Source organism: Psychromonas ingrahamii 37 (assembly GCF_000015285.1).
In the GTDB taxonomy this organism is placed as follows: Bacteria; Pseudomonadota; Gammaproteobacteria; order Enterobacterales; family Psychromonadaceae; genus Psychromonas; species Psychromonas ingrahamii.
Window position 1 is genome coordinate 4064997 of the sequence record NC_008709.1, and the last position, 22518, is coordinate 4087514.

The 22518-nt window shown below is 40.6% G+C and carries 21 protein-coding genes; 12 read left to right on the top strand and 9 right to left on the bottom strand.

All coding sequences use genetic code 11. The features are described from left to right. Nucleotides 1–30: 30 nt before the first annotated feature. Complete coding sequence (dacB, locus tag PING_RS16995) at nt 31–1473, bottom strand: D-alanyl-D-alanine carboxypeptidase/D-alanyl-D-alanine endopeptidase (protein WP_011771532.1); 1443 nt, start codon at nt 1471–1473, stop codon at nt 31–33. Nucleotides 1474–1635: 162 nt separating this feature from the next. Between dacB and pyrB the strand changes: the two genes are divergently transcribed. From pyrB to rraA, 3 genes are all read left to right on the top strand, one after another. Then, nucleotides 1636–2571: an aspartate carbamoyltransferase gene (gene pyrB / locus PING_RS17000; protein ID WP_011771533.1), complete on the top strand. Its 936-nt coding sequence runs from the start codon at nt 1636–1638 to the stop codon at nt 2569–2571. 9 nt (nt 2572–2580) lie between these two features. Further along, on the top strand, nt 2581–3036 hold the full coding sequence (gene pyrI, locus PING_RS17005; RefSeq protein ID WP_011771534.1) for an aspartate carbamoyltransferase regulatory subunit: 456 nt from the start codon (nt 2581–2583) through the stop codon (nt 3034–3036). A gap of 185 nt (nt 3037–3221) precedes the next feature. Then, the gene (gene rraA, locus PING_RS17010) at nt 3222–3734 is read left to right on the top strand and encodes a ribonuclease E activity regulator RraA (RefSeq protein ID WP_011771535.1); all 513 of its coding nucleotides are present in this window, start codon (nt 3222–3224) and stop codon (nt 3732–3734) included. A 157-nt stretch (nt 3735–3891) separates the two neighbouring features. Here rraA and PING_RS17015 read toward each other — a convergent pair whose 3' ends face one another. Next, nucleotides 3892–4116: a cell division protein ZapB gene (locus PING_RS17015; protein WP_011771536.1), complete on the bottom strand. Its 225-nt coding sequence runs from the start codon at nt 4114–4116 to the stop codon at nt 3892–3894. Between the two features lie 160 nt (nt 4117–4276). Here PING_RS17015 and PING_RS17020 point away from each other — a divergent pair, with 160 nt between their 5' ends. Beyond that, nucleotides 4277–4498 (top strand): DUF1653 domain-containing protein, encoded by a 222-nt coding sequence (locus PING_RS17020; RefSeq protein ID WP_011771537.1) that lies wholly within the window; start codon nt 4277–4279, stop codon nt 4496–4498. Nucleotides 4499–4643: 145 nt separating this feature from the next. Here PING_RS17020 and cysE read toward each other — a convergent pair whose 3' ends face one another. Beyond that, nucleotides 4644–5426 (bottom strand): serine O-acetyltransferase, encoded by a 783-nt coding sequence (cysE, locus tag PING_RS17025; RefSeq protein WP_011771538.1) that lies wholly within the window; start codon nt 5424–5426, stop codon nt 4644–4646. Then, nucleotides 5426–6382: a cation diffusion facilitator family transporter gene (locus tag PING_RS17030; protein WP_011771539.1), complete on the bottom strand. Its 957-nt coding sequence runs from the start codon at nt 6380–6382 to the stop codon at nt 5426–5428. The genes cysE and PING_RS17030 overlap by 1 nt, the downstream gene beginning before the upstream one ends. Nucleotides 6383–6877: 495 nt before the next feature. On the opposite strand from PING_RS17030, the gene trmL reads away from it, so the two are divergent. Beyond that, a complete protein-coding gene (gene trmL / locus PING_RS17035) occupies nt 6878–7342 on the top strand; it encodes a tRNA (uridine(34)/cytosine(34)/5-carboxymethylaminomethyluridine(34)-2'-O)-methyltransferase TrmL (protein WP_011771540.1) in 465 nt (154 codons plus the stop codon). A gap of 44 nt (nt 7343–7386) precedes the next feature. Here the strand turns inward: trmL and recJ are convergent, their stop codons facing one another. The 3 genes from recJ to xerD all read right to left on the bottom strand — a co-directional run bounded on the left by recJ (nt 7387) and on the right by xerD (nt 11013). Continuing rightward, nucleotides 7387–9105, bottom strand: coding sequence for a single-stranded-DNA-specific exonuclease RecJ (gene recJ, locus PING_RS17040; protein ID WP_011771541.1), 1719 nt, complete (start codon nt 9103–9105; stop codon nt 7387–7389). A gap of 106 nt (nt 9106–9211) precedes the next feature. Next, nucleotides 9212–9967: a bifunctional protein-disulfide isomerase/oxidoreductase DsbC gene (gene dsbC / locus PING_RS17045; protein ID WP_011771542.1), complete on the bottom strand. Its 756-nt coding sequence runs from the start codon at nt 9965–9967 to the stop codon at nt 9212–9214. A 149-nt stretch (nt 9968–10116) separates the two neighbouring features. Beyond that, nucleotides 10117–11013, bottom strand: a complete 897-nt coding sequence (gene xerD, locus PING_RS17050; protein WP_011771543.1) for a site-specific tyrosine recombinase XerD — start codon at nt 11011–11013, stop codon at nt 10117–10119. A gap of 54 nt (nt 11014–11067) precedes the next feature. Between xerD and fldB the strand changes: the two genes are divergently transcribed. From fldB to rlmA, 5 genes are all read left to right on the top strand, one after another. Beyond that, nucleotides 11068–11586 carry a flavodoxin FldB gene (fldB, locus tag PING_RS17055; protein ID WP_011771544.1) on the top strand — a complete coding sequence of 173 codons (519 nt, stop codon included), beginning with the start codon at nt 11068–11070 and terminating at the stop codon, nt 11584–11586. Nucleotides 11587–11892: 306 nt separating this feature from the next. Continuing rightward, entirely contained in the window at nt 11893–12762 is an 870-nt protein-coding gene (gene focA / locus PING_RS17060; protein ID WP_011771545.1) for a formate transporter FocA, read from the top strand. Nucleotides 12763–12837: 75 nt separating this feature from the next. After that, entirely contained in the window at nt 12838–15123 is a 2286-nt protein-coding gene (gene pflB, locus PING_RS17065) for a formate C-acetyltransferase (RefSeq protein WP_011771546.1), read from the top strand. A 165-nt stretch (nt 15124–15288) separates the two neighbouring features. Then, on the top strand, nt 15289–16029 hold the full coding sequence (gene pflA / locus PING_RS17070; RefSeq protein WP_011771547.1) for a pyruvate formate lyase 1-activating protein: 741 nt from the start codon (nt 15289–15291) through the stop codon (nt 16027–16029). Between the two features lie 285 nt (nt 16030–16314). Beyond that, nucleotides 16315–17133 carry a 23S rRNA (guanine(745)-N(1))-methyltransferase gene (gene rlmA / locus PING_RS17075; RefSeq protein ID WP_011771548.1) on the top strand — a complete coding sequence of 273 codons (819 nt, stop codon included), beginning with the start codon at nt 16315–16317 and terminating at the stop codon, nt 17131–17133. Between the two features lie 103 nt (nt 17134–17236). On the opposite strand, the gene yfbV is transcribed toward rlmA, so the two are convergent. Beyond that, nucleotides 17237–17686 carry a terminus macrodomain insulation protein YfbV gene (gene yfbV, locus PING_RS17080; RefSeq protein ID WP_041767444.1) on the bottom strand — a complete coding sequence of 150 codons (450 nt, stop codon included), beginning with the start codon at nt 17684–17686 and terminating at the stop codon, nt 17237–17239. Between the two features lie 348 nt (nt 17687–18034). Between yfbV and PING_RS17085 the strand changes: the two genes are divergently transcribed. Beyond that, nucleotides 18035–19249, top strand: a complete 1215-nt coding sequence (locus PING_RS17085; protein WP_011771550.1) for an acetate kinase — start codon at nt 18035–18037, stop codon at nt 19247–19249. Nucleotides 19250–19307: 58 nt separating this feature from the next. Then, on the top strand, nt 19308–21470 hold the full coding sequence (pta, locus tag PING_RS17090) for a phosphate acetyltransferase (protein ID WP_011771551.1): 2163 nt from the start codon (nt 19308–19310) through the stop codon (nt 21468–21470). A gap of 110 nt (nt 21471–21580) precedes the next feature. On the opposite strand, the gene PING_RS17095 is transcribed toward pta, so the two are convergent. Continuing rightward, entirely contained in the window at nt 21581–22516 is a 936-nt protein-coding gene (locus tag PING_RS17095; RefSeq protein ID WP_232279383.1) for a class I SAM-dependent methyltransferase, read from the bottom strand. Nucleotides 22517–22518 lie beyond the last annotated feature (2 nt).

Below are 22518 nucleotides of genomic sequence, written 5' to 3' on the forward strand. Positions count from 1 at the left end.
AAAAGAAGCATAAACCTCTTTTTGATTTATTTATTTGCGGGAAGACTTTATTATTGTTTCAAAAAAAGCATGTTCAAAAATAACAACAGGTGATTTTGTGGCTTTAGTTAAATCGGTCTCAGGCCAATTATAGCCGTTTATAATTAAAGCAAAAAGACGCTCCCCACGCGCCGTTTTAACAATACCCAATAAGTTTGCCACACCTTTCATCGACCCCGTTTTTGCAACAATATTACCTTTTAACAAAGGTCCTGCGACCCCTTTATGGTAATGCAGTGTGCCGTCTACTCCAGCAATTGAAAAACTGTCTAACAAGTTTAATTTAGCATCATTTTGGTAAACATATTTAAGGACAGTCATAAACAATTTAGCACTCATTAAATTATGACGAGATAACCCGGAACCATCGGCCAGATAAGCATTTTCTAAATCAACACCGTTCTCCTGCAGAATTAATTTAAGCGCCTTAGCACCATTGAGAAAATTGCCGTCCTGTTGAAAATAGGCAGCACCCAGTGTTTTGAAAAGACTATCCGCAATTAAATTATCTGAGTCTTTGAGCATAATTTCCAATAATTTCCCTAGCTCAGGGGATTGATACTTAACTAATACTTGCGAGACTTTCTTAGCTGTTTTTATCTGCTCAATTTTCACCTTACCAGTCAACTTAATACCGACATTTTTTAGTTCTGATTCAATAATTTGACTCGCATATGCAAAGGGATCGTTGACCGAAAAAGCCAAACCAAAAGGACGATTCCTCGGCACCATACAACCCCATAAATGGTAACGGTTATCACTATTACGGGTCATTTTTAAGGCGCAAAATTGCTCATCTCGCTGCGCAGATGTGACCACATCGACGTTACTGCTTATCTCAACGGGTTCATAACTTGGAATAAATAAACGCGCTTTTTTGGCATCTGCACTCACTACGCTGAGGTTACCTAATACGCAATTTCTGTTAACAATAATGGCATTTGACGGAGAGGTATAACAGACACCCAAATCATTCCAGGCCTGACCATCACTCCATTGATAGCCGCTAAAATGAGCCGCGTTAATTAAAAGATCACCCCTTATCTGCTTGACACCCAATGCTTTAAAAGATGTTAGCATCTCTTTGATATCTGCACGCGACAGGGTGGGATCCCCAACAAAACGTAAGCGAATATCACCCTGATAATGATTATTTTTAATGTGACTTTTGTTGCCCTCAAGGGTTGTTTGATAGCGAAAATTTTCACCTAGATATAACTTGGCAGCCGTCGCTGTTAATAACTTCTGTAAGCTTGCCGGAGTACGCAGGATCTCGGCATTGGACTCAGCAAGCAATTGATTATTGGCAGGATCCAATACCAAATAAGAAAGCTGTGTCCCTTTAGGTAATAAAGCATGCAGTGCTGACCATTGATCAGCCAGTAAATTTACCGGCAGTAGAAATAAAGCAAAACACAGAATACGCTTAAACATAAAAACTCCAATTATTTGTCAAGTCTCATCATAACCCCTAACAATAACAAAGCGTTCAAAAAAACATTTCACTTTGATTAAAGCATTTAAAAAAGGCAGAATTCATGGGGGCGCGGTGCTATAATTTCCCTATCGTCACTCGTTACCCATGAGTCAGAAAATATGAATAATCCATTATATCAAAAAAATATTATCTCCATCTCCGACCTTTCTCGTGCAGAGCTTGAACTTATTCTAACAACAGCTCAATCATTAAAACACAACCCGCAACCCGAGCTGTTAAAAAATAAAGTTATTGCCAGTTGTTTCTTTGAAGCGTCAACACGAACCCGCCTTTCATTTGCAACAGCAGTGCAGAGGTTGGGAGGAACTGTGATTGGTTTTGATAATGCAGGAAATACCTCATTAGCACAAAAAGGGGAAACACTGGCAGATTCAGTTAAAATAATCGCTTCTTATGCTGACGCTTTTTTTATACGCCACCCGCAGGAAGGTGCGGCTCGTTTAGCGGCGGAATTTACCAACATCCCTGTTATCAATGGTGGAGACGGATCGAATCAACATCCTACGCAAACATTATTAGATCTGTTTACCATTTATGAAACGCAAAACAGACTCGATAACCTGAATATTGCCTTTGTAGGCGATCTAAAATATGGCCGAACAGTGCACTCATTGGCACAAGCTTTGTCTTTATTTAACTGTAATTTCTATTTTATCGCTCCAGAAGCTTTGGCAATGCCCGACTACATACTGGAAGAACTTAATGAGAAAGGGATCAATTATTCTGTGCATAGCAGTATTGAAGAGGTTGTTGATTCACTCGATGTGTTGTATATGACAAGGGTGCAAAAAGAACGTTTTGATGAAACGGAATATCAACATATTAAATCCGCATTTTTGTTAAATGCAGATATGTTAGAAAACGTGCGGGAAAACTTAAAAGTACTGCACCCGTTACCTCGTGTGGATGAAATTAATATCAATGTCGATAAGACACCCTATGCTTATTATTTTCAACAAGCTCAAAATGGCATTTATGCACGACAGGCTTTATTGGCTTTATTGTTAACAAACCATTTCCAAGATCAAGCGTAAGGGCTAATTATGCAAAAGAAATTACAAGTAGAAGCAATTGAGCACGGCTCCGTCATTGATCACATCCCGGTTCAACAGGGCGTCAAAATCATCCGATTTTTTAACTTAACACAAACCAATGAAAAAATTACCATCGGCCTGAACCTGGCAACCCACACCGGGCAAAAAAAAGATCTGATAAAAGTCGAAAATACTTTTATCAGCGATAAACAAGCCAATCAGCTGGCCTTATTTGCACCCCATGCCACTATTAATCAGATAAAAGATTTTAAGGTGGTCAATAAATTTCAGGTGCAGCTACCAGACTCTTTTATTGATGTGTTAGCTTGCCCGAACAGTAACTGCATCAGTCATCATGAGCCAGTAGATACACGTTTTTATGTCAAGAAAAAATCCACTCTCAAACTAAAGTGTCATTATTGTGAAAAAACCTTTGATCATTTATTTTTCAGTGAATTAGACTAAAGGATTGTCGCCCGACTTTTGTCCCAGGCCGATAATCAGGATCGACACTGTGATTTGGCCTTCGAGTTATTTGATTTTTATCACGCAAACTCAAAACTGTTTTTTTCAATGTAAAAACAAGATTGTAAATGAATAAGTTAAGTTTATACTCAGTAATATCATACTAACCATAGGCGAGCCTGATAATGCATTACAATACTTCCCTCCTTTGCGATATTTACGCTGATACTGTTGATGTTGTTGAACCCCTGTTAACCAATTTTGGTGGGCGAAACTCTTTTGCCGGAGAAGTTGTCACCATCAAGTGTTTTGAGTCAGTTGGTCTGATTTATAAAGCACTTGAAGAAAATGGGTTAGGAAAGGTCTTACTGGTCGATGGTGGTGGTTCATTACGCCGTGCTTTAGTTAATGCACACATTGCTGAACTTGCTGTTGAAAATGGCTGGGAAGGTATTGTCGTAAACGGCTGTGTACGTGAAGTGGATCTTCTTGAAGATTTAGATATAGGTATACAGGCAATCACTGCAATTCCTGTCGGGGCTGAAGATACACAAATAGGAGAGGTCAACTCGCCAGTTAACTTTGCCGGTGTGACTTTCCTACCTGAAGATATTTTATATGCCGATAGTACCGGTATTATTATTTCGCCGGAGCCGCTCAATGCAGAGGCATTGACAGAATCAGATGAAATAGCTTAGCCGATAAATTGTAAAAAAGCCCAATTAATAATAAATCGGGCTTTTAGTTGCTGACATTAACTTAACGTTAAGCACTCTTAAATAAATTTTCCTGAATTTTTGAGCCCTTTACTCAATAAAGGCGCTCTTTAAGATCAGAATACTTTAGGGTGAGTACTTAGCTTTCAGTTTCTTCTATTTTACCCACTAAGGCACTTAAACGAGATTGCCATTTCTGGTGCTCTTCTGTTAATCGGATATTTTCTGCCTGTAACTGCTCACCTTTTTCAGTTAAAACCTGCTTATCTTCTTTGAGCTCTTCAACTTCCATTTGCAGCAACGCAATGGTATCTACCGTGTTTTGAATTTTACTTTCTAACTGTTCTAAAAGATCCAATGTCATCAACTCTCTCCTTAAAATAATGTATGCTGTCAATTCATTGAGAGTAAGCATTCCCGTTTACTTATTCAACCATTGTTTTATGTTTGCTAACTATATTATGACAATATCAGGAAAATTATTGCTAACTATTACGCCTATCGCGTTAATTAAGTGAGAAATCATGAAAAAAGAGATTAAGCTCGGTCAATACCGTCATTATAAAGGCGGTCTGTATAGGGTTGAGAATATCGCCACACACAGTGAAAACGAAGAGAAAATGGTGGTTTACCGTCCGCAGTATGGTGAGCAAGCCCTGTGGGTAAGACCACTTGATATGTTTGTAGAAGAGATCGAGATTGAGGGGAAAAAACAACCACGATTTCTTTTTATTGGCGAGACCTGAGTTAAGGCCCGACAAAAGAGGTGCGAATTTAGGGTAGAAAGAAACCACGATTATTTTTATCGGCGAGACCTGTTTATTAGCAAAACCAGAGTAAGGGCCTATGAAAGAGGTGAATGCAGTTTACAAACACCTCAATGAACTCCGTTTATGAAAGATATTGATCCATTGATAAAGACGGCATCTCACAGGAAGGAACACCTACAACTTTGGCTGGAACCCCTGCGACTGTGGTATGAGCAGGTACTGCGTATAATACAACACTGCCGGCACCAATTTTCGCACCCTTGCCAATTTCAATATTACCAAGCACTGTTGCGCCGGCCCCGATCATCACCCCCTGACGAATTTTAGGGTGGCGATCACCACAAGTTTTACCCGTTCCACCTAATGTCACACCTTGTAATAAAGAGACATCATCTTCAATAACGGCTGTTTCACCAATAACAACACCTGTCGCGTGGTCAAACATAATACCTTTACCGATAGTTGCTGCTGGATGAACATCTACAGAAAACAGCTCAGAACTACGATTTTGTAAATATAACGCTAATGTTATGCGATTTTTTTTCCACAGCCAATGAGCAACACGGTGAACTTGAATTGCTTGAAAACCTTTAAGGTAAAGCAAAGGTGTTGAATAATCATTAACCGCAGGATCTCTGTCCTGAACGGCAATAATGTCAGCCATAACGGCAGTCATAATTTCTGGTGATTCAGTAAATGCTTCTTCAATAACTTCACGCAACAGAATGCCCGGCATAGTCGGGTGATCCAAACGATTAGCCAGCTGATAACTTAATGCCGACTTTAAACTATGATGATTTAATATTGTTGAATAAAAAAAGCTCGCCAAAATGGGTTCACTAGCAGAATAATGCAGCGCTTCTTCCCTAATTTTTTTCCATAATTTTTTCTGAGTCGCGTCCATTAAATATTGTCCTTATCCGAGGTAACTGGCGATGTTTCAAATTGTAATTTGTCGTTCAATTTTTCTTCCTCAACTATCGACAAAGGATCCAGATGGATGAGTATATCTGCGCGAGGGAAATCAGACTCTAACGCCTCTTCTAACTGATCCGCTTTGTTATGCGCTTCTAATAAGCTTTGATTATCATCAAGTTCCAAGTGTAGCTGAATGAATTTTGTATTACCCGATAATCTGGTTCGTAAATCATGAACACCACGCACCCCCTTGATATGATAGGCAGTTTTTACAATTTTCTCTTCATCAGATTTAGGCAGTTGTTTATCCATCAGAGCATCAATTGACAAACGGCCAATCTGCCATGCGCCATGTAAAATATAAAAACTAACCGCAATCGCAAATACACCATCAGCCCAATACCAGCCGTACCCGGCCAATATAAGCGCCAATAATACCGCGCCATTCATGGCAATATCGGTCCGGTAATGCAGTGAATCGGCTCTAATTGCCATGCTATCTGTTTTTTTCACAATATAGCTTTGAAATGCAACCAATAAAATAGTGACGATAACAGAGAAAATCATTACCCCAATGCCAACATTTGTTGCACTTATTTGATGTCCGTTAACCAAAGCAGAAATACCATTAAACATCAAGTACATAGACGTACCAGAAATGAAGGCGGCTTGTGCTAGCCCGGCAAGACTCTCTGCTTTACCATGACCAAAACGGTGTTCATCATCGGCAGGTTGAAGGGCTATCTTAATCGCTAACAGATTGATAATAGAAGTAGTGACATCCATTAACGAATCGGTCAGGGTGGCTAAAATACTGGCAGAGCCGGTCATCACCCAGGCAATTAATTTAACGAGAATCAGCAAAGAGGCGGCGAAAATAGCAGCCCGTCCGGCAAGGTTAACCAATCGGTTATACTCTTCTTTTTTGAGATTTTTGGACAAAAAGAACACCTATCATATAACAAAAAAATCAGGCAGTGATTATACCCTACCCATTTATAAATGCGAGTTTCAGTTCCTCGTCAAAGCGTTAAAATATCCTCTTCAACCGAGCATACCCACCCGCATTAATGATGACAAAATATTCTAATATTATCAATTTTTAATTGTCTCGGTCTGCATGTGCAAAAAAATCAGGTAGAATAAGAGCATGCACGACTTTAAACATAAATCACCTGTTCGAGTTGCAAGGATTTATTTTTAATTAAGATACTTGAAAATAAGCAACAGAATCGCTTAAGCTAAGCAAGAGATCCCCGCACAGGCGAGAAAGGGGCTGAAGTATTACTGGAAATGCGATGCTTAAACATGGCGAAAATAATGATAAACAGGTAGATATGCACTTACAATTCCCTCGATTTGACTAAACAGTCAACTTGCAACGATAATAAAAACGGTTTCTATAACGAGACTAAACAAAGAAGATGGCTACCGACTATGATTGAAATAGCACTATTTGAACCTGAAATCCCGCAAAATACTGGCGCCATTATCCGTTTATGTGCCAATACAGGCTGTGTTTTGCACTTAATCGAACCTTTAGGTTTTGATTTAGATGAGAAAAAAGTCCGCAGAGCAGGACTCGACTACCATGAACTGACCCATGTTTATCGCCATAAAAATTACAACGATTTTTTACAGGCGGTATCAGGTAAAAGAATTTTTGCTTGTACAACAAAAACAACTACCTTTCATAGTCAGGCAAATTTTCAAGCGGACGATGTATTACTTTTTGGCCCTGAAACACGAGGATTACCCGGTGAAATCCTCGATGCTTTACCCCTCGAGCAAAAACTGCGTATTCCAATGAGAGCGGAAAGTCGCTCAATGAACTTATCTAATGCAGTCTCAGTATTCGTCTACGAAGCTTGGCGCCAACTCGATTTTGAAGGCGCAGTTTAAACAAACGGCTAACGGCTGTCAGCTGACAGCTTCTTATTTCGTTCTTATTCCGCTCGTAACACTTCCACCAGCATCTGCACTGTCCTATTACCTCTAAATTCATTGATATCTAAACGGTAAACACAATATACCGTTTTTACCATCGGATTTGGCCAAAACTCGACATCAATATTAAAGGCGATCGCCTCAATCGTTTTACCCTCAAACTCTAAGGTCATTTTTAAATGGTGGCTGCCCACCAAGCGCTGCTGCAGCAGTTTAAATTCGCCATCAAAGAGAGGGGCAGGAAAGCCCTGACCCCATGGTCCCGCATCTCTTAACTCTTGAGCTTGTTCAAGGCTAAACTGCTGGCTATTTAATTGTCCATCACAAAGGATTATATTGTTTAGCAGATCATTATCGACCTGTTCTTGAAGTACCCTATTAATGGTTTTACTAAATAATTCAAAGTCAGTCTCTTTTACAGAGAGTCCGGCAGCCATTGCATGCCCGCCGAATTTTAAGATAACACCAGGTATTTTTTTATCCACTAAATCGAGCATATCACGAATATGTACGCCTGGAATGGAACGTGCGGATGCTTTAATTTCGCCATTGTTAGCCTTAGCAAATGCAAAGGTAGGACGGTAATATTTTTCTTTAATACGCGATGCCACTAACCCTATCACACCTTGATGCCATTCCTGTTCAAATAAGCAAATAGCATGGGGGATGTTATTTTCATCAAGTGACAAATTGGCTAAGGTTTTTAGCGCCTCTTCCTGCATCCCTTGTTCTATCTCGCGACGCGACTGATTTAAAGCATCTAATTCATTGGCTATTATATTTGCCTGCTCAACATTTTCGCATAATAACAACTCAACACCAAAGCTCATTTCATCGAGGCGCCCGGCGGCATTTAACCTGGGTCCTAATGAAAAGCCTAAATCACTTGCGACTAGCTGGCCTTGGTTTCTTTTAGCAACACTGATTAAGGCGCTGATCCCGACCCGGCAAACGCCTGCGCGAATACGTGCCAATCCCTGATGGACTAATGTGCGGTTATTAGCATCAAGCACCACCACATCAGCAACCGTCCCTAAAGCTACTATATCTAACAATGTTGCTAAATTAGGCGCTTTAAAATGGGTAAAATAGCCTTTGTTCTGCATGAAAGCACGTAACGCTAACATCACATAAAAAGCGACACCGACACCCGCCAGGTTTTTACTCGGAAAACTACAGCCAACCTGATTCGGATTAACTATTGCGTCCGCTTGCGGCGTTTCGGCTCCAGGCAGATGGTGATCTGTAATTAATAACTTCAGACCGTTATCTTTCGCATGTTTAGCACCAGAGATACTGGAAATGCCATTATCGACCGTCATCAATAATTGTGCACCCTTGCTAATGGCTAAATCGACGATCTCCGGACTTAACCCATAACCATAATCAAAACGATTGGGGATAAGATAATCAATATTGGTAAAACCTAAACCGCGTAACGCCAAAATACTCAATGCAGTACTGGTCGCGCCATCTGCGTCAAAATCGCCCACTACTATTATTTTTTGTGAAGATAATAAGGCCTGATATAAAAGTTCACAGGCCGTTGTGATGCCTTTTAATTGTTGCGCATGAAGTAAACTTTGTGTGCTGTTATCTAATTCACTTGCACTGCTAATACCGCGATTGATATAAAGCTGTGTTAATAAAGGGGAGCAGGTTAAGTTGATCGGAACAGGATCTAAAACGGTTCTATTTTTGACTTGAACTGTAGGCATAATGGCTACCAAATGCTTTGTAATAAGAATATAGCCAGATCATTTGCGAATGCAGGCATCAGCAAATGATCTGGCTATAAGGGCACTATATTAAAAAATCGCCGATTTATTTTTCCTCTAACAACTGCAGCAAACGCTGAGGAGGAAGATAACCCGGGGTGAGGGTACCATTTTCTAAAATCAAAGCCGGTGTGCCATTAACCCCAAGTAAACGCCCAAGCTGATATTGCTCCTTGACGGTGTTTTCACAGGTTTCAGAGGGGATCTCACGGCGTTTTTTAGCCATATTCATCGCATTTTTAGGATCGTTTGAGCACCATATTGAGACCATAGTATGGTAGGTTGAAGAATCAATACCCGCTCGCGGAAATGCTAAATAGCGAATAGTAATACCCAATTTATTATAGTCAGCCATTTGTGAATGTAATTTCTGACAGTAACTGCAGGTAGGATCGGTAAAAACAGTGACAACGTGTTTCTCATCCTGCGCTTTAAACACAATCATGTCTTTTTCAAAGGCGGTTATTTTGTCTATATTTTTAGCGACTTTTTGGCGACTTAATTGTGCTTTTTTCTGCTCAGTAATATTGACCATCTGATTGTCTAAAGCGTAAATACTTCCATACAACAAATGGGTTGCATCTTCACTAATATAATAAATATCACCATTGGAGATCACTTCATATAATCCCTCTACTGCTGACTTATTAATCTCATTAACGGGGATCTTAAGGCTTTCCATTTTAGTCGTTATTTCCTCAACCACCAGCGAGGAGGGAGATTCAGACGTCGCTGAGACGGCTGCAAAACTGCTTAATAAAAAGACACAAATAACCCCTGTTTTTGAAAAAATAGTCGCCATAAAAACCTCATATTGTTAGTGGAATAAAGAGAGTATTTCTAAAATACTCAGGAGTTGATTATGCCTAGTAAGTACTGATTTGTGAATTTTTTAATTTGCCATCAATAAATACTAGACCGTGTTTTTGCGTGTTATCAGAAATAGCTGCGTTATGCCCTTGGATGATGCTCCTGATGCAGCTCTTTCAATCTGTCTTGTGCAATATGCGTGTAAATCTGCGTTGTAGAAAGATTACTATGCCCCAATAGCATCTGCACCACACGCAGATCTGCCCCATAATTTAATAAGTGTGTTGCAAAGGCATGACGCAATACATGCGGGGATAACGCTTCTTTATCTATGCCGCATAATTGGGCATAAAATTTAATGCGATGCCAAAATGTTTGTCTCACCATCACCGTTGCGCGACGGCTTGGAAATAACACGTCGCTGCTTTGACCCTTTAACAGATCTGGCCGCGCTTCCTCTATATAACGCTCAACCCAGTAGATGGCCTCTTCTCCTAATGGTACCAAACGCGTTTTATCACCCTTCCCGGTAACGCGCACAACACCTTGTTTTAAATTGATCTCCTCCATCGACAATCCAACTAACTCGGAAACGCGCAAACCCGTCGCGTAGAGAAGCTCAAGCATGGCTTTATCTCGAAATTGAACACTGTCGGTTAAATCTGGTGAGGATAATAATCCGTCAACTTCGGATTCTGAAAGTGACTTAGGTAAGGGTTTGATTATTTTAGGGCTTTCCAGCTTAGCACTGGGATCATCCTCGCGTATTTTTTCGCGGCATAAATATTGATAATAACGGCGTAAGGCACTCATTAAACGCGCAGTTGATGCATTTTTATATTCTTTCTCTCCGCTCAGACGACAACTAAAATAATCAATTAAATCTAACGACGAGGCAGAGCATAAACTAACCAATCTTGTGGCAAGAAAAATTTCAACCAAACGTAAATCGTGGCGATATGATTCTAAGGTATTTTGTGACAATCCCCTCTCTAACCATAATGAATCTAAAAATTGATCGATGCTTAATGCTTCCATTAAGACTCCCTTATCTGTAAATTAACACCGTTTTTAGTCTATCGGGCGTTATATATGAAAATCGGATTATTTTATGGTTCTAGTACTTGTTATACAGAAATTGCAGCTGAAAAGATTCAGGCTTGTATAGGTGAATCACTTGTTGAGCTATTTAACATAAAAACAACCCCCATTAGCAAGATAAATGATTATGATATTCTTATTTTAGGGATTTCTACCTGGGATTATGGCGAGCTTCAGGAAGACTGGGGAGCACTTTGGGATGAACTTGAAGGGCTTAATCTCAAAAACAAAATTATTGCTTTATATGGATTGGGGGATCAAGAGGGTTATAGCGAATGGTTTCTTGATGCTGTTGGAATGCTGCATGACGAACTGCTACCGCAGGAACCTCTTTTTGTCGGTTACTGGCCAACCACAGGTTATGAATTTATCGCTTCAAAAGCCCTTTTACCTGATCAACAGCACTTTATGGGATTGGCGCTTGATGAAGATTCTCAATACGAATTAAGCGATCAACGTATCGACGAATGGTGTTTGCAAATTTTACAAGAAATAGAATCATTACTATAGTAAACATAATAAGCCTTTATCACTGTTTGCTTGTCATCCCATCATTTGGGAAAGACAACGACAGTCTAAAGGTTAATAACAATTCAGCATAAATAGACTGCCTGTCATTATCGTTATTATTATTATTATATTGGATTAGCTCATTTAAAAAAATAACCTCGAACCACACCTACCTCGTGAAAGTGACAAAAACCACCGAAAATGTAATAAAATTACAACCAATCCCTGGCAATTGATTTAAATCAAATTTATTACATAATCCATTTGTTAAACTTCTTGTACTCTCAATAAACAGGAACGGACGAGATGCTTGCAGAAAATAAACGAGAAGAACTACTGCCTCATCAACTAACCGAAAAAGCCGCTGACGTTGCATATAATAAAGCAACTAAAGCTCCCCTATCCGCTTTTTACCTCGCGATTACTGCAGGTCTTTTTATCGGCCTCGCTTTTGTTTTTTATGTCACCGTCACCACAGGCACTGAAAATGTCGCTTGGGGTCTTAGTAAATTTGCAGGTGGAGCAGCATTTAGTCTTGGTCTACTATTAATCGTTGTCGTGGGCGGTGAACTATTCACCAGCAGCACGCTGACCCTGATAGCGAAAGCGAGCAAACGTATCACGACAGCACAACTGCTTAAAAACTGGATCATTGTTTATTTTGGTAATTTTATTGGCGCAACCTTCCTTGTTTTCCTGATCTTTTTTGCGGGAATGTACAATACAGATCACGGGCAATGGGGATTAACAGTCTTACATATTGCCCAGCATAAACTCCATCATTCATCTATAGAGGCCGTTTCACTGGGTATTTTATGTAATATGATGGTTTGTCTGGCAGTGTGGATGGCATTTGCCGCACGCACTATTACCGATAAAATGTTTGCCGTATTTCTACCTGTCACCATGTTTGTCGCCTCCGGTTTTGAGCATAGTATTGCCAATATGTTTATGGTGCCCAGCGGCATTTTAATCCAGCAATTTGCTCCCGCAGAATTTTGGCTCGCTATCGGAGAGCACACCAGCCAATATTCTGATTTAACAATTTACAACTTTATTTTCGATAACCTAATTCCGGTGACCATCGGTAACATTATTGGCGGCGGCGTAATAGTAGGTTTAATGCACTGGATGATCTATTTACGTCCAATGCAGAAAAGCAAACAAGAACAATAGAGTCTATTTAAACACGAACGATAGAGTCTATTTACAGTTCAACTCATACTTATTTTAACTACAAGGTAAATCGTTATGACTAAGATTAATGAAGAATTGGCATCAGCATGGCAAGGTTTTGCTGGTGAAGTTTGGAAAACTGACGTTAACGTACGTGACTTCATCCAAAAAAACTATACCCCCTTTGAAGGTGATGAAAGTTTCCTGGCGGGTGCAACCCAAGCCACTGATGCGCTTTGGGCTAAGGTGATGGAAGGCATCAAACTGGAAAACAGCACCCATGCGCCAGTTGATTTCGATACTGATATTGTTTCTACCATTACCGCTCATGACGCAGGTTATATCAACCAAGATTTAGAAACCATTGTTGGTCTGCAAACCGATGCGCCTTTAAAACGTGCGATTATCCCTAACGGCGGTATTCGTATGATCGATGGTTCTTGTAAAGTTTATGGTAAAGAGCTCGATCCAACTATTAATAAAATTTACTCTGAATTCCGTAAAACACATAATCAGGGTGTTTTTGATGTTTACACAGGTGACATCCTAAAATGTCGTAAATCAGGTATCTTAACCGGTTTGCCCGATGCTTATGGTCGTGGTCGTATTATCGGTGATTACCGTCGTGTTGCCCTGTACGGAATTGACTTCCTAATGACCGATAAAGCGGAGCAGCATAAAAGCTTAGAAAAAGATTTACTTGCCGGAGCAACACTTGAAGATACCCTGAAATTACGTGAAGAGATCTTTGAGCAATACCGTGCACTAGCACAAATTAAAGAGATGGCGGCTAAATACGGCTCGGATATCTCTCGTCCTGCACAAAATGCGAAAGAAGCCATTCAATGGACTTACTTTGGTTATCTGGCGGCAATCAAATCACAAAATGGCGCAGCAATGTCATTTGGTCGTACTATGAGTTTCCTTGATATCTATATTGAAAAAGATATGCAGGCAGGTGTACTTACCGAGACTGAAGCACAAGAGCTTATCGATCACTTGGTCATGAAATTACGTATGGTACGTTTCCTACGTACACCTGAATACGATGATCTGTTCTCCGGCGACCCTATCTGGGCAACGGAGTCTATTGGCGGCATGGGCGTTGACGGGCGTACGCTAGTGACTAAAAGCAGCTTCCGTATTCTGCATACACAATACACTATGGGCCCTTCTCCAGAGCCGAACATTACTGTTTTATGGTCTGAAGCATTACCTGTTAACTTTAAAAAATACTGTGCAAAAGTATCGATTGATACTTCCTCTATTCAGTATGAAAATGATGACTTGATGCGCAGCAATTTTGATAACGATGATTACGCTATCGCCTGTTGTGTATCCCCTATGATTGTCGGTAAGCAGATGCAGTTCTTTGGTGCGCGTGCCAACCTTGCTAAAACCTTGCTTTACGCCATTAACGGCGGCGTAGATGAAAAATCTAAAGTGCAGGTTGGTCCTAGTACATTGCCTGCAATTACCTCTGAAGTCTTAGATTATGATGAAGTATTTGCGAACCTTGACCACTTTATGGAATGGTTAGCTGAAACCTACGTCACTGCACTTAACTGTATTCATTATATGCATGACAAATACAGTTATGAAGCATCGCTAATGGCACTGCACGATCGTGATGTTGAACGTACTATGGCTTGTGGTATTGCCGGTCTTTCAATTGCAGCTGATTCACTTTCTGCCATAAAATACGCAACCGTTAAACCTGTCCGTGATGAAGACGGTATTGCAACTGATTTTGAGATCGAAGGTGATTACCCTAAATTTGGTAACAATGACCCGCGTGTAGATGACATGGCTTGTGATCTTGTTGAACGTTTTATGAAAAAAATTCAATCGCACAAAATGTACCGCAATGCACGTGCGACTCAATCTATCCTTACTATTACTTCTAACGTGGTATACGGTAAAAAAACCGGTAACACACCTGATGGACGTCGTTCTGGCATGCCCTTTGCGCCTGGTGCTAACCCCATGCATGGTCGTGATGAAAAGGGTGCGGTTGCATCATTAACCTCTGTTTCTAAACTGCCATTTTCCTACGCACAGGATGGTATTTCATATACTTTCTCGATTGTACCAAATGCATTAGGTAAAACTGACGATTCACAAAAAACAAACTTAGCGGGTCTGATGGACGGTTACTTTAAGCACACCCCTGAGATTGAAGGTGGTCAGCACTTAAACGTAAACGTGATGAACCGTGAAATGCTGGTTGATGCAATGGATAATCCTGAAAAATACCCGCAGTTGACTATCCGTGTTTCTGGTTATGCAGTACGTTTTAACTCGTTAACTAAAGAACAGCAAAGCGATGTGATTTCACGTACCTTTACTGCCAGGTTGTAACAAAAATATTCAGGCAACTCTTTTAGTTTGCCTGCTATAATTGCAAAGATTGCAAAGGTTTCATCTGTACGGATGAAACCTTTCTTTTTATCTATTCTAAAATGTTTATTTGCTTTGTTTTTTGCCTAAGATGCAAATCAAATAGTCTATTTTAAGGGGTTTCTAATGTCAGTAACAGGACGAGTTCATTCCGTTGAAAGTTGTGGTACCGTTGATGGTCCTGGGATCCGCTTTATTATTTTTTTACAGGGCTGTTTAATGCGCTGTCAATATTGTCATAACCGCGACACTTGGGATACCGAGGCCGGTAAAGAGATGAGCGTTGAAGAATTAATGGCCGAACTGCTGCAATATCGCCATTACATGGAAGCATCGGGGGGCGGCATTACCGTTTCCGGGGGCGAAGCAATGCTCCAGCCTGAATTTATTAAAGCGATCTTTGAAGCCTGCCATCTGGAGGGAATTCATACCTGTTTAGATACTAATGGTTTTGTGCGCCGAATCGATGACACGGTTAAAAGCGTGCTCGATCACACTGATCTAGTATTATTAGATATCAAACAGATGGACAATGATAAACATATCGACTTAACCCACGTCAGTAATAAATACACGCTGGAATTTGCTCACTATTTAGCAGAGCGTCACCAAGCGGTCTATTTACGTTATGTGGTTTTACCCGGTTATACCGATGCTATCGATGATATACATGCCTTAGGTAAATTTATAAAGCCTATGAAAAACATCGAAAAAATAGAGCTATTACCCTACCATGAATTAGGTAAGCATAAATGGACCGCAATGGGGGAAATCTACCCGCTAGATGGCGTTAGCCCACCAACTCGTGAGAGTATGGACAAAATAAAAGAGATTCTTTTACAATACCATGACTGCGTTATCTACTGAATAATAAACACAGCAGGTAAATTTTTCACCTGCTTGAACAATCGACACACCAATTCATGAGAGTATAGACAAAATAAAAGAGATTCTTTTACAATACCATCACTGCGTTATCTACTGAATAATAAACAGAGCAGGTAAATATTTCACCTGCTTGAACAATCAGCACACCAATTCATGAGAGTATAGACAAAATAAAAGAGATTCTTTTACAATACCATCACTGCGTTATCTACTGAATAATAAACAGAGCAGGTAAATTTTTCACCTGCTCAAATAGGCCCCATTATGACTCCTTTTATTTGTCCGCTTTGCCAAACTAAACTGCAACGCACTAATAACACCCAAATCTGCGCTAATAATCATCATTTTGATATTGCCAAGGAAGGTTATCTAAACCTGCTGCCGGTGAATGCTAAAAATTCAAAAAATCCGGGTGATAATAAAGAGATGATCAGCGCACGCCGTGCTTTTTTAAACAGCGACGGCTATTTGCCATTAGCAGAAAAAGTCAGTGAGTTAGTGTCTGCCTGCTTAGCAGAAAAAAAGCAGGCTCAAATTCTTGATTTAGGTTGCGGCGAAGGTTATTACACTGCACGTATAGCAGCAAAGCTCCCGGAGCAGTTTATGATTAACGGCTTAGACATTTCCAAAGTAGCAATTCGTTATGCAGCTAAGCGCTATAAAAATATTAACTTCTGTGTTGCCAGCGCATACGATGTACCACTGGCGGATAATAGTTTAGATGCCTTAATCCGAATCTATGCACCGTCACTCGAAAGTGAATTACAACGATTAATCAAACCACAGGGTTATATAATAACCGTCACGCCTGCCCCGCGCCATCTGTTTCAGTTACGTGAAAAAATATATGAACAGGTAAATCAACATGCCGAAGAAAATAAACCCGTGTCTGGTTTTAGCAAAATCAAGCAGATCAATCTAAATTACAGACTAACGATTAATAATCCTCAGACAGTGCAGGATTTAATTAATATGACACCCTTTGCATGGAAATTTAACCCGCAAAAAATGCTCGCTTTATTAGCAGAAAAAACCTGGGAGATTGAATGTGACTTTAATATCGAGGTTTATCAAAAAGAATGACAGCTGCGAGGGAGCAAGATCCGAGCCACGAGCTTCTAGCTGCGAACTTCGCTCGTAACTCGTGGCTCTCGACTCGAAGCTCGAAGCTCGAAGCTCATAATGCTTAAATCAGCTCATTATGCTGTAAAAAATCATCACCACCCAGTTTAAAGGCTTGCTGCAGCAATGTTGCAAGCTCCAAATAGGAAGGATGGTGAATAGCCCCCTTTTCTGCTGCATTTTTTGCGCTCAATTTTTTTTTGATAGCCATAAACCAGGGTAATAATTGCTGTGGCAAAAGCTGCTGCGAACGTTTACCTAACCAGTAAAAACCTTGAATTGGTAAGCCTAATAAAAATAATGCAAATGTTACGCTGACAATAGGATCAAATGAAATTGGAAAGGTAAGGGCTAACCCTAAGCTTAGTGCAATAAAAGCGGGTGTTATTTTAATTGACAGACGCGTATAGAATGAAACTTTACTGTCAATAAACAAGCCATTTAGCGCACGTTGTTTTGGCCACACTTTGAGGTAACGACTCCCCTCGCGGATAACATCAAAAAATGAATGCAAAAAAAACCTCAAATCAGTTAATAAATAAAATGATGGATAAACACTAGCAATATTCAACACCAGCATCAATATAATAACAGTTAATACCATAACAACGAAAAAAGCACTACAATAACAACATAAAAGATAGTCGGACTGCACTGCAAGCAGAGTATAAATACAACAAAACTCCCTTCCTACAGTTTGATTTAAATCATTTACCAGCCCGATTTTTTATTGTCATTTAATTACATAAGTGTAGACTTTACACACAATTATGCGATCTGAGTCACTAATTGGCATGGCTTTTTTGACCATCAAGCACATAACATTGATCGACTATTTCAAACTTTACTTACTGGGTTTTTCATGAATAACAAACTGGTACTTGTCCTTAACTGTGGCAGCTCATCTCTTAAATTCGCGGTTATCAATGCTGATAACGGTGGTGAGATAATGAGTGGTCTTGCTGAATGTTTTAATCTTCCCGAGGCACGTATCAAATGGAAAATGGCAGGAACAAAAAAGTCCACCAGTCTTCCCCCTTATAGCGCACACTCTGCAGCAATATCTTTTATTGTAGAAGAGATTATTAAAAAAGAAGCAGGCTTAACTGAGCAGTTTGTAGCCGTCGGTCACCGCATTGTTCATGGTGGCGAAAGATTTACAGAATCAGTTATTATTGATGACCATGTACTTGAAGGTATTGAACAGTGCTCATCCCTTGCTCCACTGCATAATCCGGCCCATGCGCTAGGTATTCGAGCAGCGCAGGTCGCTTTCCCGGCGCTTCCACAGGTTGCCGTATTTGATACTGCATTCCATCAAACTATGCCTGCTAAAGCGTTTATGTATGCACTGCCCTATCATTTATACAAAGAGTACAGCATCCGCCGTTACGGTATGCACGGAACAAGTAATCTGTTCGTTACCCATGAAGCCGCAAAAATATTAAACAAACCCGTCGATGATCTCAACGTTATCTGCGCGCATTTAGGTAATGGTGCATCGGTGACTGCCATTAAAAAGGGTCAAAGTGTCGATACCAGTATGGGGCTAACACCGCTGGATGGTTTAGTAATGGGAACACGTTGTGGTGATCTTGACCCGAGTATTATTGAATACTTAATAACTCGTCTGGGTTACAGCATCGAAGGCGTCATGGAAATATTACAAAAACAAAGTGGTTTGCTTGGCATTTCCGGTATTTCCAGCGATTTCCGTGAAATTATTGCAGGCTATGAGCAAGGTAGCAAAAGAGCGACACTCGCAATAGACATGTTTATCTACCGCCTTGCCAAATATATTGCTTCTTACGCTGTACCATTAGGCCATATTGATGCCATTATTTTCACTGGCGGGATCGGTGAAAATTCCCCCCTTGTCCGCAGCAAGGTATTGGAATTATTAACCATTTTTGGTTACCAAGTCGACGGCGAAAAAAATAAAGCCGCGATATTGGGCAATCAAGGTATAATTACGATAGCCGGCTCCCCGATTGCGATGGTTATCCCTACCAATGAAGAGTGGGTCATTGCACAAGATTCTGCAAAACTAGTTTCAAATCAATCATTATCACTATAAATAGGGGAAAAACACTCCCCACTTTTTCCTCTAATTTCTTTATTTACAAGGAATAGTCATGCCCCGCACAATTATGCTCATTCCCATCGGTTCCGGTGTTGGTGTTACCTCTGTCAGTCTCGGTATGGTCCGCGCACTGGAACGTCAGGGTGTCGCAGTTAACTTCTTCAAACCTATTGCGCAACCACGTTCTGGAGATGTAGGTCCAGAGCGCTCTACGGCAACACTGCGTAATGCTTCAGCTTTGAATCCGCCTGAACCCTTTGCAATGAAATACGCAGAAAACCTGATTTCCTCCAGCAGAACGTCAGAGTTATTAGAAAATATTGTTGAACGTTTTCGTCAAGGCACCAAAGAAAGTGATGTGATTATTGTTGAAGGGCTTGTGCCAACGGATAAGCATCAGTTTGCCAACGAAATCAACTACAGTATTGCCAAAGCATTAGGTGCTGAGATGGTCTTTGTTACTCATCCGAATAATGACACTTCACAGCAATTAAAAGAGCGCATTGAAATTGCTGTCTCTTCTTTTGGTGGTAAAAACAATCAACGTATTGCCGGTTGCATTATCAATAAAGTTGGCGCACCAAGCGATGAAAGTGAACAGTACCGTCCAGATTTAACGGAAATGTTTGAGGGTGCTCACGACTCGTTAAACAGTAATCTTGAAGTATTGCAAATGTTCAGTAAAAGTCCATTGCCCATTTTAGGCTGTATTCCTTGGAGCTCAGAACTGATTGCACCACGCGTTGTCGATCTTGCTACCCATTTACATGCGAAAATATTAAACAAAGGTGACCTAAACACCCGGCGTTTACAACGGGTCACATTCTGTGCTCGCTCGATCCCAAATATGCTTGAACATTTCAAAGCCGGATCCATGCTGGTCACATCTGGTGACCGCAGTGATGTGATTATCGCCGCCTGTCTTGCGGTAATGAATGGGATGAAAATTGGTTGTTTATTACTGACCGGTGATTACACACCCGAAGCCGAGGTTATGAAGTTATGTGCACGGGCAATGGAATCCGGTTTACCGATTCTCCTAATCAATAGCAACACATGGCAAACGGCTCAGCGCCTGCAAAACTTCAATATGGAAATTCCAGTTGACGATATAGAGCGCATAGAAAAGGTACAAGAATACATTGCCGGCCATGTTGATAAGCACTGGTTAAAAACATTAACCGGGGATTCATCTTTATCTCGCCGTTTATCACCACCGGCATTCCGTTATCATTTAACGGAACTTGCACGTAAAAACAGCCAGCGTATTGTGCTGCCTGAAGGTGAAGAGCCGCGTACTATTCAAGCTGCCCTTATCTGTGCACAACGTGGTATTGCAAAACCTGTTCTATTAGGTAACCCGGAAGAGATTCACCGTGTCGCAACACAGCAGGGCATTGTTTTAACCGATGATGTTGAAATCATCAATCCAGACGATGTTATTGAAGATTATGTTGCCCCTATGGTGGAGCTGCGCAAATCAAAAGGCCTGACGGAAGTTGTTGCCCGTGAACAATTACGAGATACAGTTGTTTTAGGGACAATGATGCTGGCTGAGGGTGAGGTATCCGGGCTTGTCTCAGGTGCGCTTAACACCACCGCAAATACCATTCGACCCGCACTGCAACTGATTAAAACAGCGCCCGGCGCAAACTTAGTTTCTTCTATCTTCTTTATGCTTCTACCCGATCAAGTATTAGTCTATGGTGACTGTGCAATCAATCCGGATCCAAGCGCAGAACAACTTGCTGATATCGCAATTCAATCAGCGGATTCAGCTATCGCATTCGGTATTGACCCTAAAGTTGCCATGATCAGTTATTCAACGGGTACGTCCGGTGTCGGCTCTGATGTTGATAAAGTGCGTGAAGCAACTAAAATTGCGCAACAACGTCGTCCAGATTTGCTGATTGATGGTCCGCTTCAATATGATGCGGCGGTAATGGAAAATGTAGCAAAAAGTAAAGCGCCGGACAGTCCGGTTGCCGGTAAAGCGACTGTCTTTATCTTCCCGGATTTGAATACCGGTAATACTACTTATAAAGCAGTACAACGTAGTGCAAATTTAATCAGTATTGGTCCAATGCTGCAGGGTATGCGTAAACCTGTCAATGATTTATCACGTGGCGCATTAGTTGATGATATTGTTTACACTATCGCGTTAACGGCCATTCAGGCAACGCAAGCCATGGATAAAGCAATCGCTAACGTTTAACGCTTTATCGCTTTATCGCTTTATCAATAGCTGCAAAAAAGCCCCGATTTGCAAACCAAATCGGGGCTTTTTTATAAACAAATTTTCAATAAAAACTAAGCCACCAGACCCTAATAACAATCCCACTCATTAGGCTCTCTATTCAGGCGTAATAACAAACATTTTAAGCCACGCCCGGGTTCAATATTAAGGAACAGTTCAGGAGGCGAGATTTGCGCAATAATGACCGCTTGAGGGCATTCTTCAGCAATAACTTCCCTTAAAAATATTAAATCTAAATCAGGGGAATTCAAACATAACAGCGCGACGCCGTCGGCAGTTAATAAATCAGGTAAACGGCGAATAATTTTAGGATAATCGCGTTTAATATTAACGCTGCCTTTTTGTAATGACGGCGGATCTGCAATCACAATATCATAGGGTCCAAAGCGTTTAACTTTACCCCAAGACTTAAAAAGATCATGGGCGAAGTACTTCACCCGGCTTAGATCATGATCATTTAATCTATGATTATCACGCCCTACCGCAAGGGCTGCTTTACTCATGTCTAAATTGATAACACGCTCAGCTCCCCCGGCAATAGCCGCGTTAGAAAAAGCACAAGTATAAGAAAAAAGATTCAAAACAGATTTATTTTCACTGTTATTTTGTAACCATTGACGGCCATTTTTCATGTCTAAAAAAATGCCATAATTTTGTTTGCTGCCTAAATTTATTTTATATTTAAGGGTATTTTCACGGGCAATTAAATCCGTAATAGGCTCCCCGTATAAAATCTCAGTCGGTGCAAAATCCCGACAGCGGAACTGCACCTGAATGCTCTCAACAGTAAAACCTATTTTAGTCATTTTGTGCAGTAACTGCGTGCTTAGTCTTTGTAAGTCTTTTACCTTCATTTCTTTATATAAAATGATTAAGATTACCGGTGAGAACCAATCGATATTGATGTGTTCGGACTCGGGAAAGTGGAAACCCCGACCGTGTAATAAACGCTGCATCTCATTTTCTGGTTGGCTTTCAACATGCTGCCAATTAATATGTTCCATTA

Bases quoted from the DNA above. Each gene is read 5' to 3' on its own strand.
- dacB (WP_011771532.1), bottom strand. From the start codon at position 1,473: ATGTTTAAGCGTATTCTGTGTTTTGCTTTATTTCTACTGCCGGTAAAT.
- pyrB (WP_011771533.1), top strand. From the start codon at position 1,636: ATGAATAATCCATTATATCAAAAAAATATTATCTCCATCTCCGACCTT.
- pyrI (WP_011771534.1), top strand. From the start codon at position 2,581: ATGCAAAAGAAATTACAAGTAGAAGCAATTGAGCACGGCTCCGTCATT.
- rraA (WP_011771535.1), top strand. From the start codon at position 3,222: ATGCATTACAATACTTCCCTCCTTTGCGATATTTACGCTGATACTGTT.
- PING_RS17015 (WP_011771536.1), bottom strand. From the start codon at position 4,116: ATGACATTGGATCTTTTAGAACAGTTAGAAAGTAAAATTCAAAACACG.
- PING_RS17020 (WP_011771537.1), top strand. From the start codon at position 4,277: ATGAAAAAAGAGATTAAGCTCGGTCAATACCGTCATTATAAAGGCGGT.
- cysE (WP_011771538.1), bottom strand. From the start codon at position 5,426: ATGGACGCGACTCAGAAAAAATTATGGAAAAAAATTAGGGAAGAAGCG.
- trmL (WP_011771540.1), top strand. From the start codon at position 6,878: ATGATTGAAATAGCACTATTTGAACCTGAAATCCCGCAAAATACTGGC.
- recJ (WP_011771541.1), bottom strand. From the start codon at position 9,105: ATGCCTACAGTTCAAGTCAAAAATAGAACCGTTTTAGATCCTGTTCCG.
- dsbC (WP_011771542.1), bottom strand. From the start codon at position 9,967: ATGGCGACTATTTTTTCAAAAACAGGGGTTATTTGTGTCTTTTTATTA.
- xerD (WP_011771543.1), bottom strand. From the start codon at position 11,013: ATGGAAGCATTAAGCATCGATCAATTTTTAGATTCATTATGGTTAGAG.
- fldB (WP_011771544.1), top strand. From the start codon at position 11,068: ATGAAAATCGGATTATTTTATGGTTCTAGTACTTGTTATACAGAAATT.
- focA (WP_011771545.1), top strand. From the start codon at position 11,893: ATGCTTGCAGAAAATAAACGAGAAGAACTACTGCCTCATCAACTAACC.
- pflB (WP_011771546.1), top strand. From the start codon at position 12,838: ATGACTAAGATTAATGAAGAATTGGCATCAGCATGGCAAGGTTTTGCT.
- pflA (WP_011771547.1), top strand. From the start codon at position 15,289: ATGTCAGTAACAGGACGAGTTCATTCCGTTGAAAGTTGTGGTACCGTT.
- rlmA (WP_011771548.1), top strand. From the start codon at position 16,315: ATGACTCCTTTTATTTGTCCGCTTTGCCAAACTAAACTGCAACGCACT.
- PING_RS17085 (WP_011771550.1), top strand. From the start codon at position 18,035: ATGAATAACAAACTGGTACTTGTCCTTAACTGTGGCAGCTCATCTCTT.
- pta (WP_011771551.1), top strand. From the start codon at position 19,308: ATGCCCCGCACAATTATGCTCATTCCCATCGGTTCCGGTGTTGGTGTT.
- PING_RS17095 (WP_232279383.1), bottom strand. From the start codon at position 22,516: ATGGAACATATTAATTGGCAGCATGTTGAAAGCCAACCAGAAAATGAG.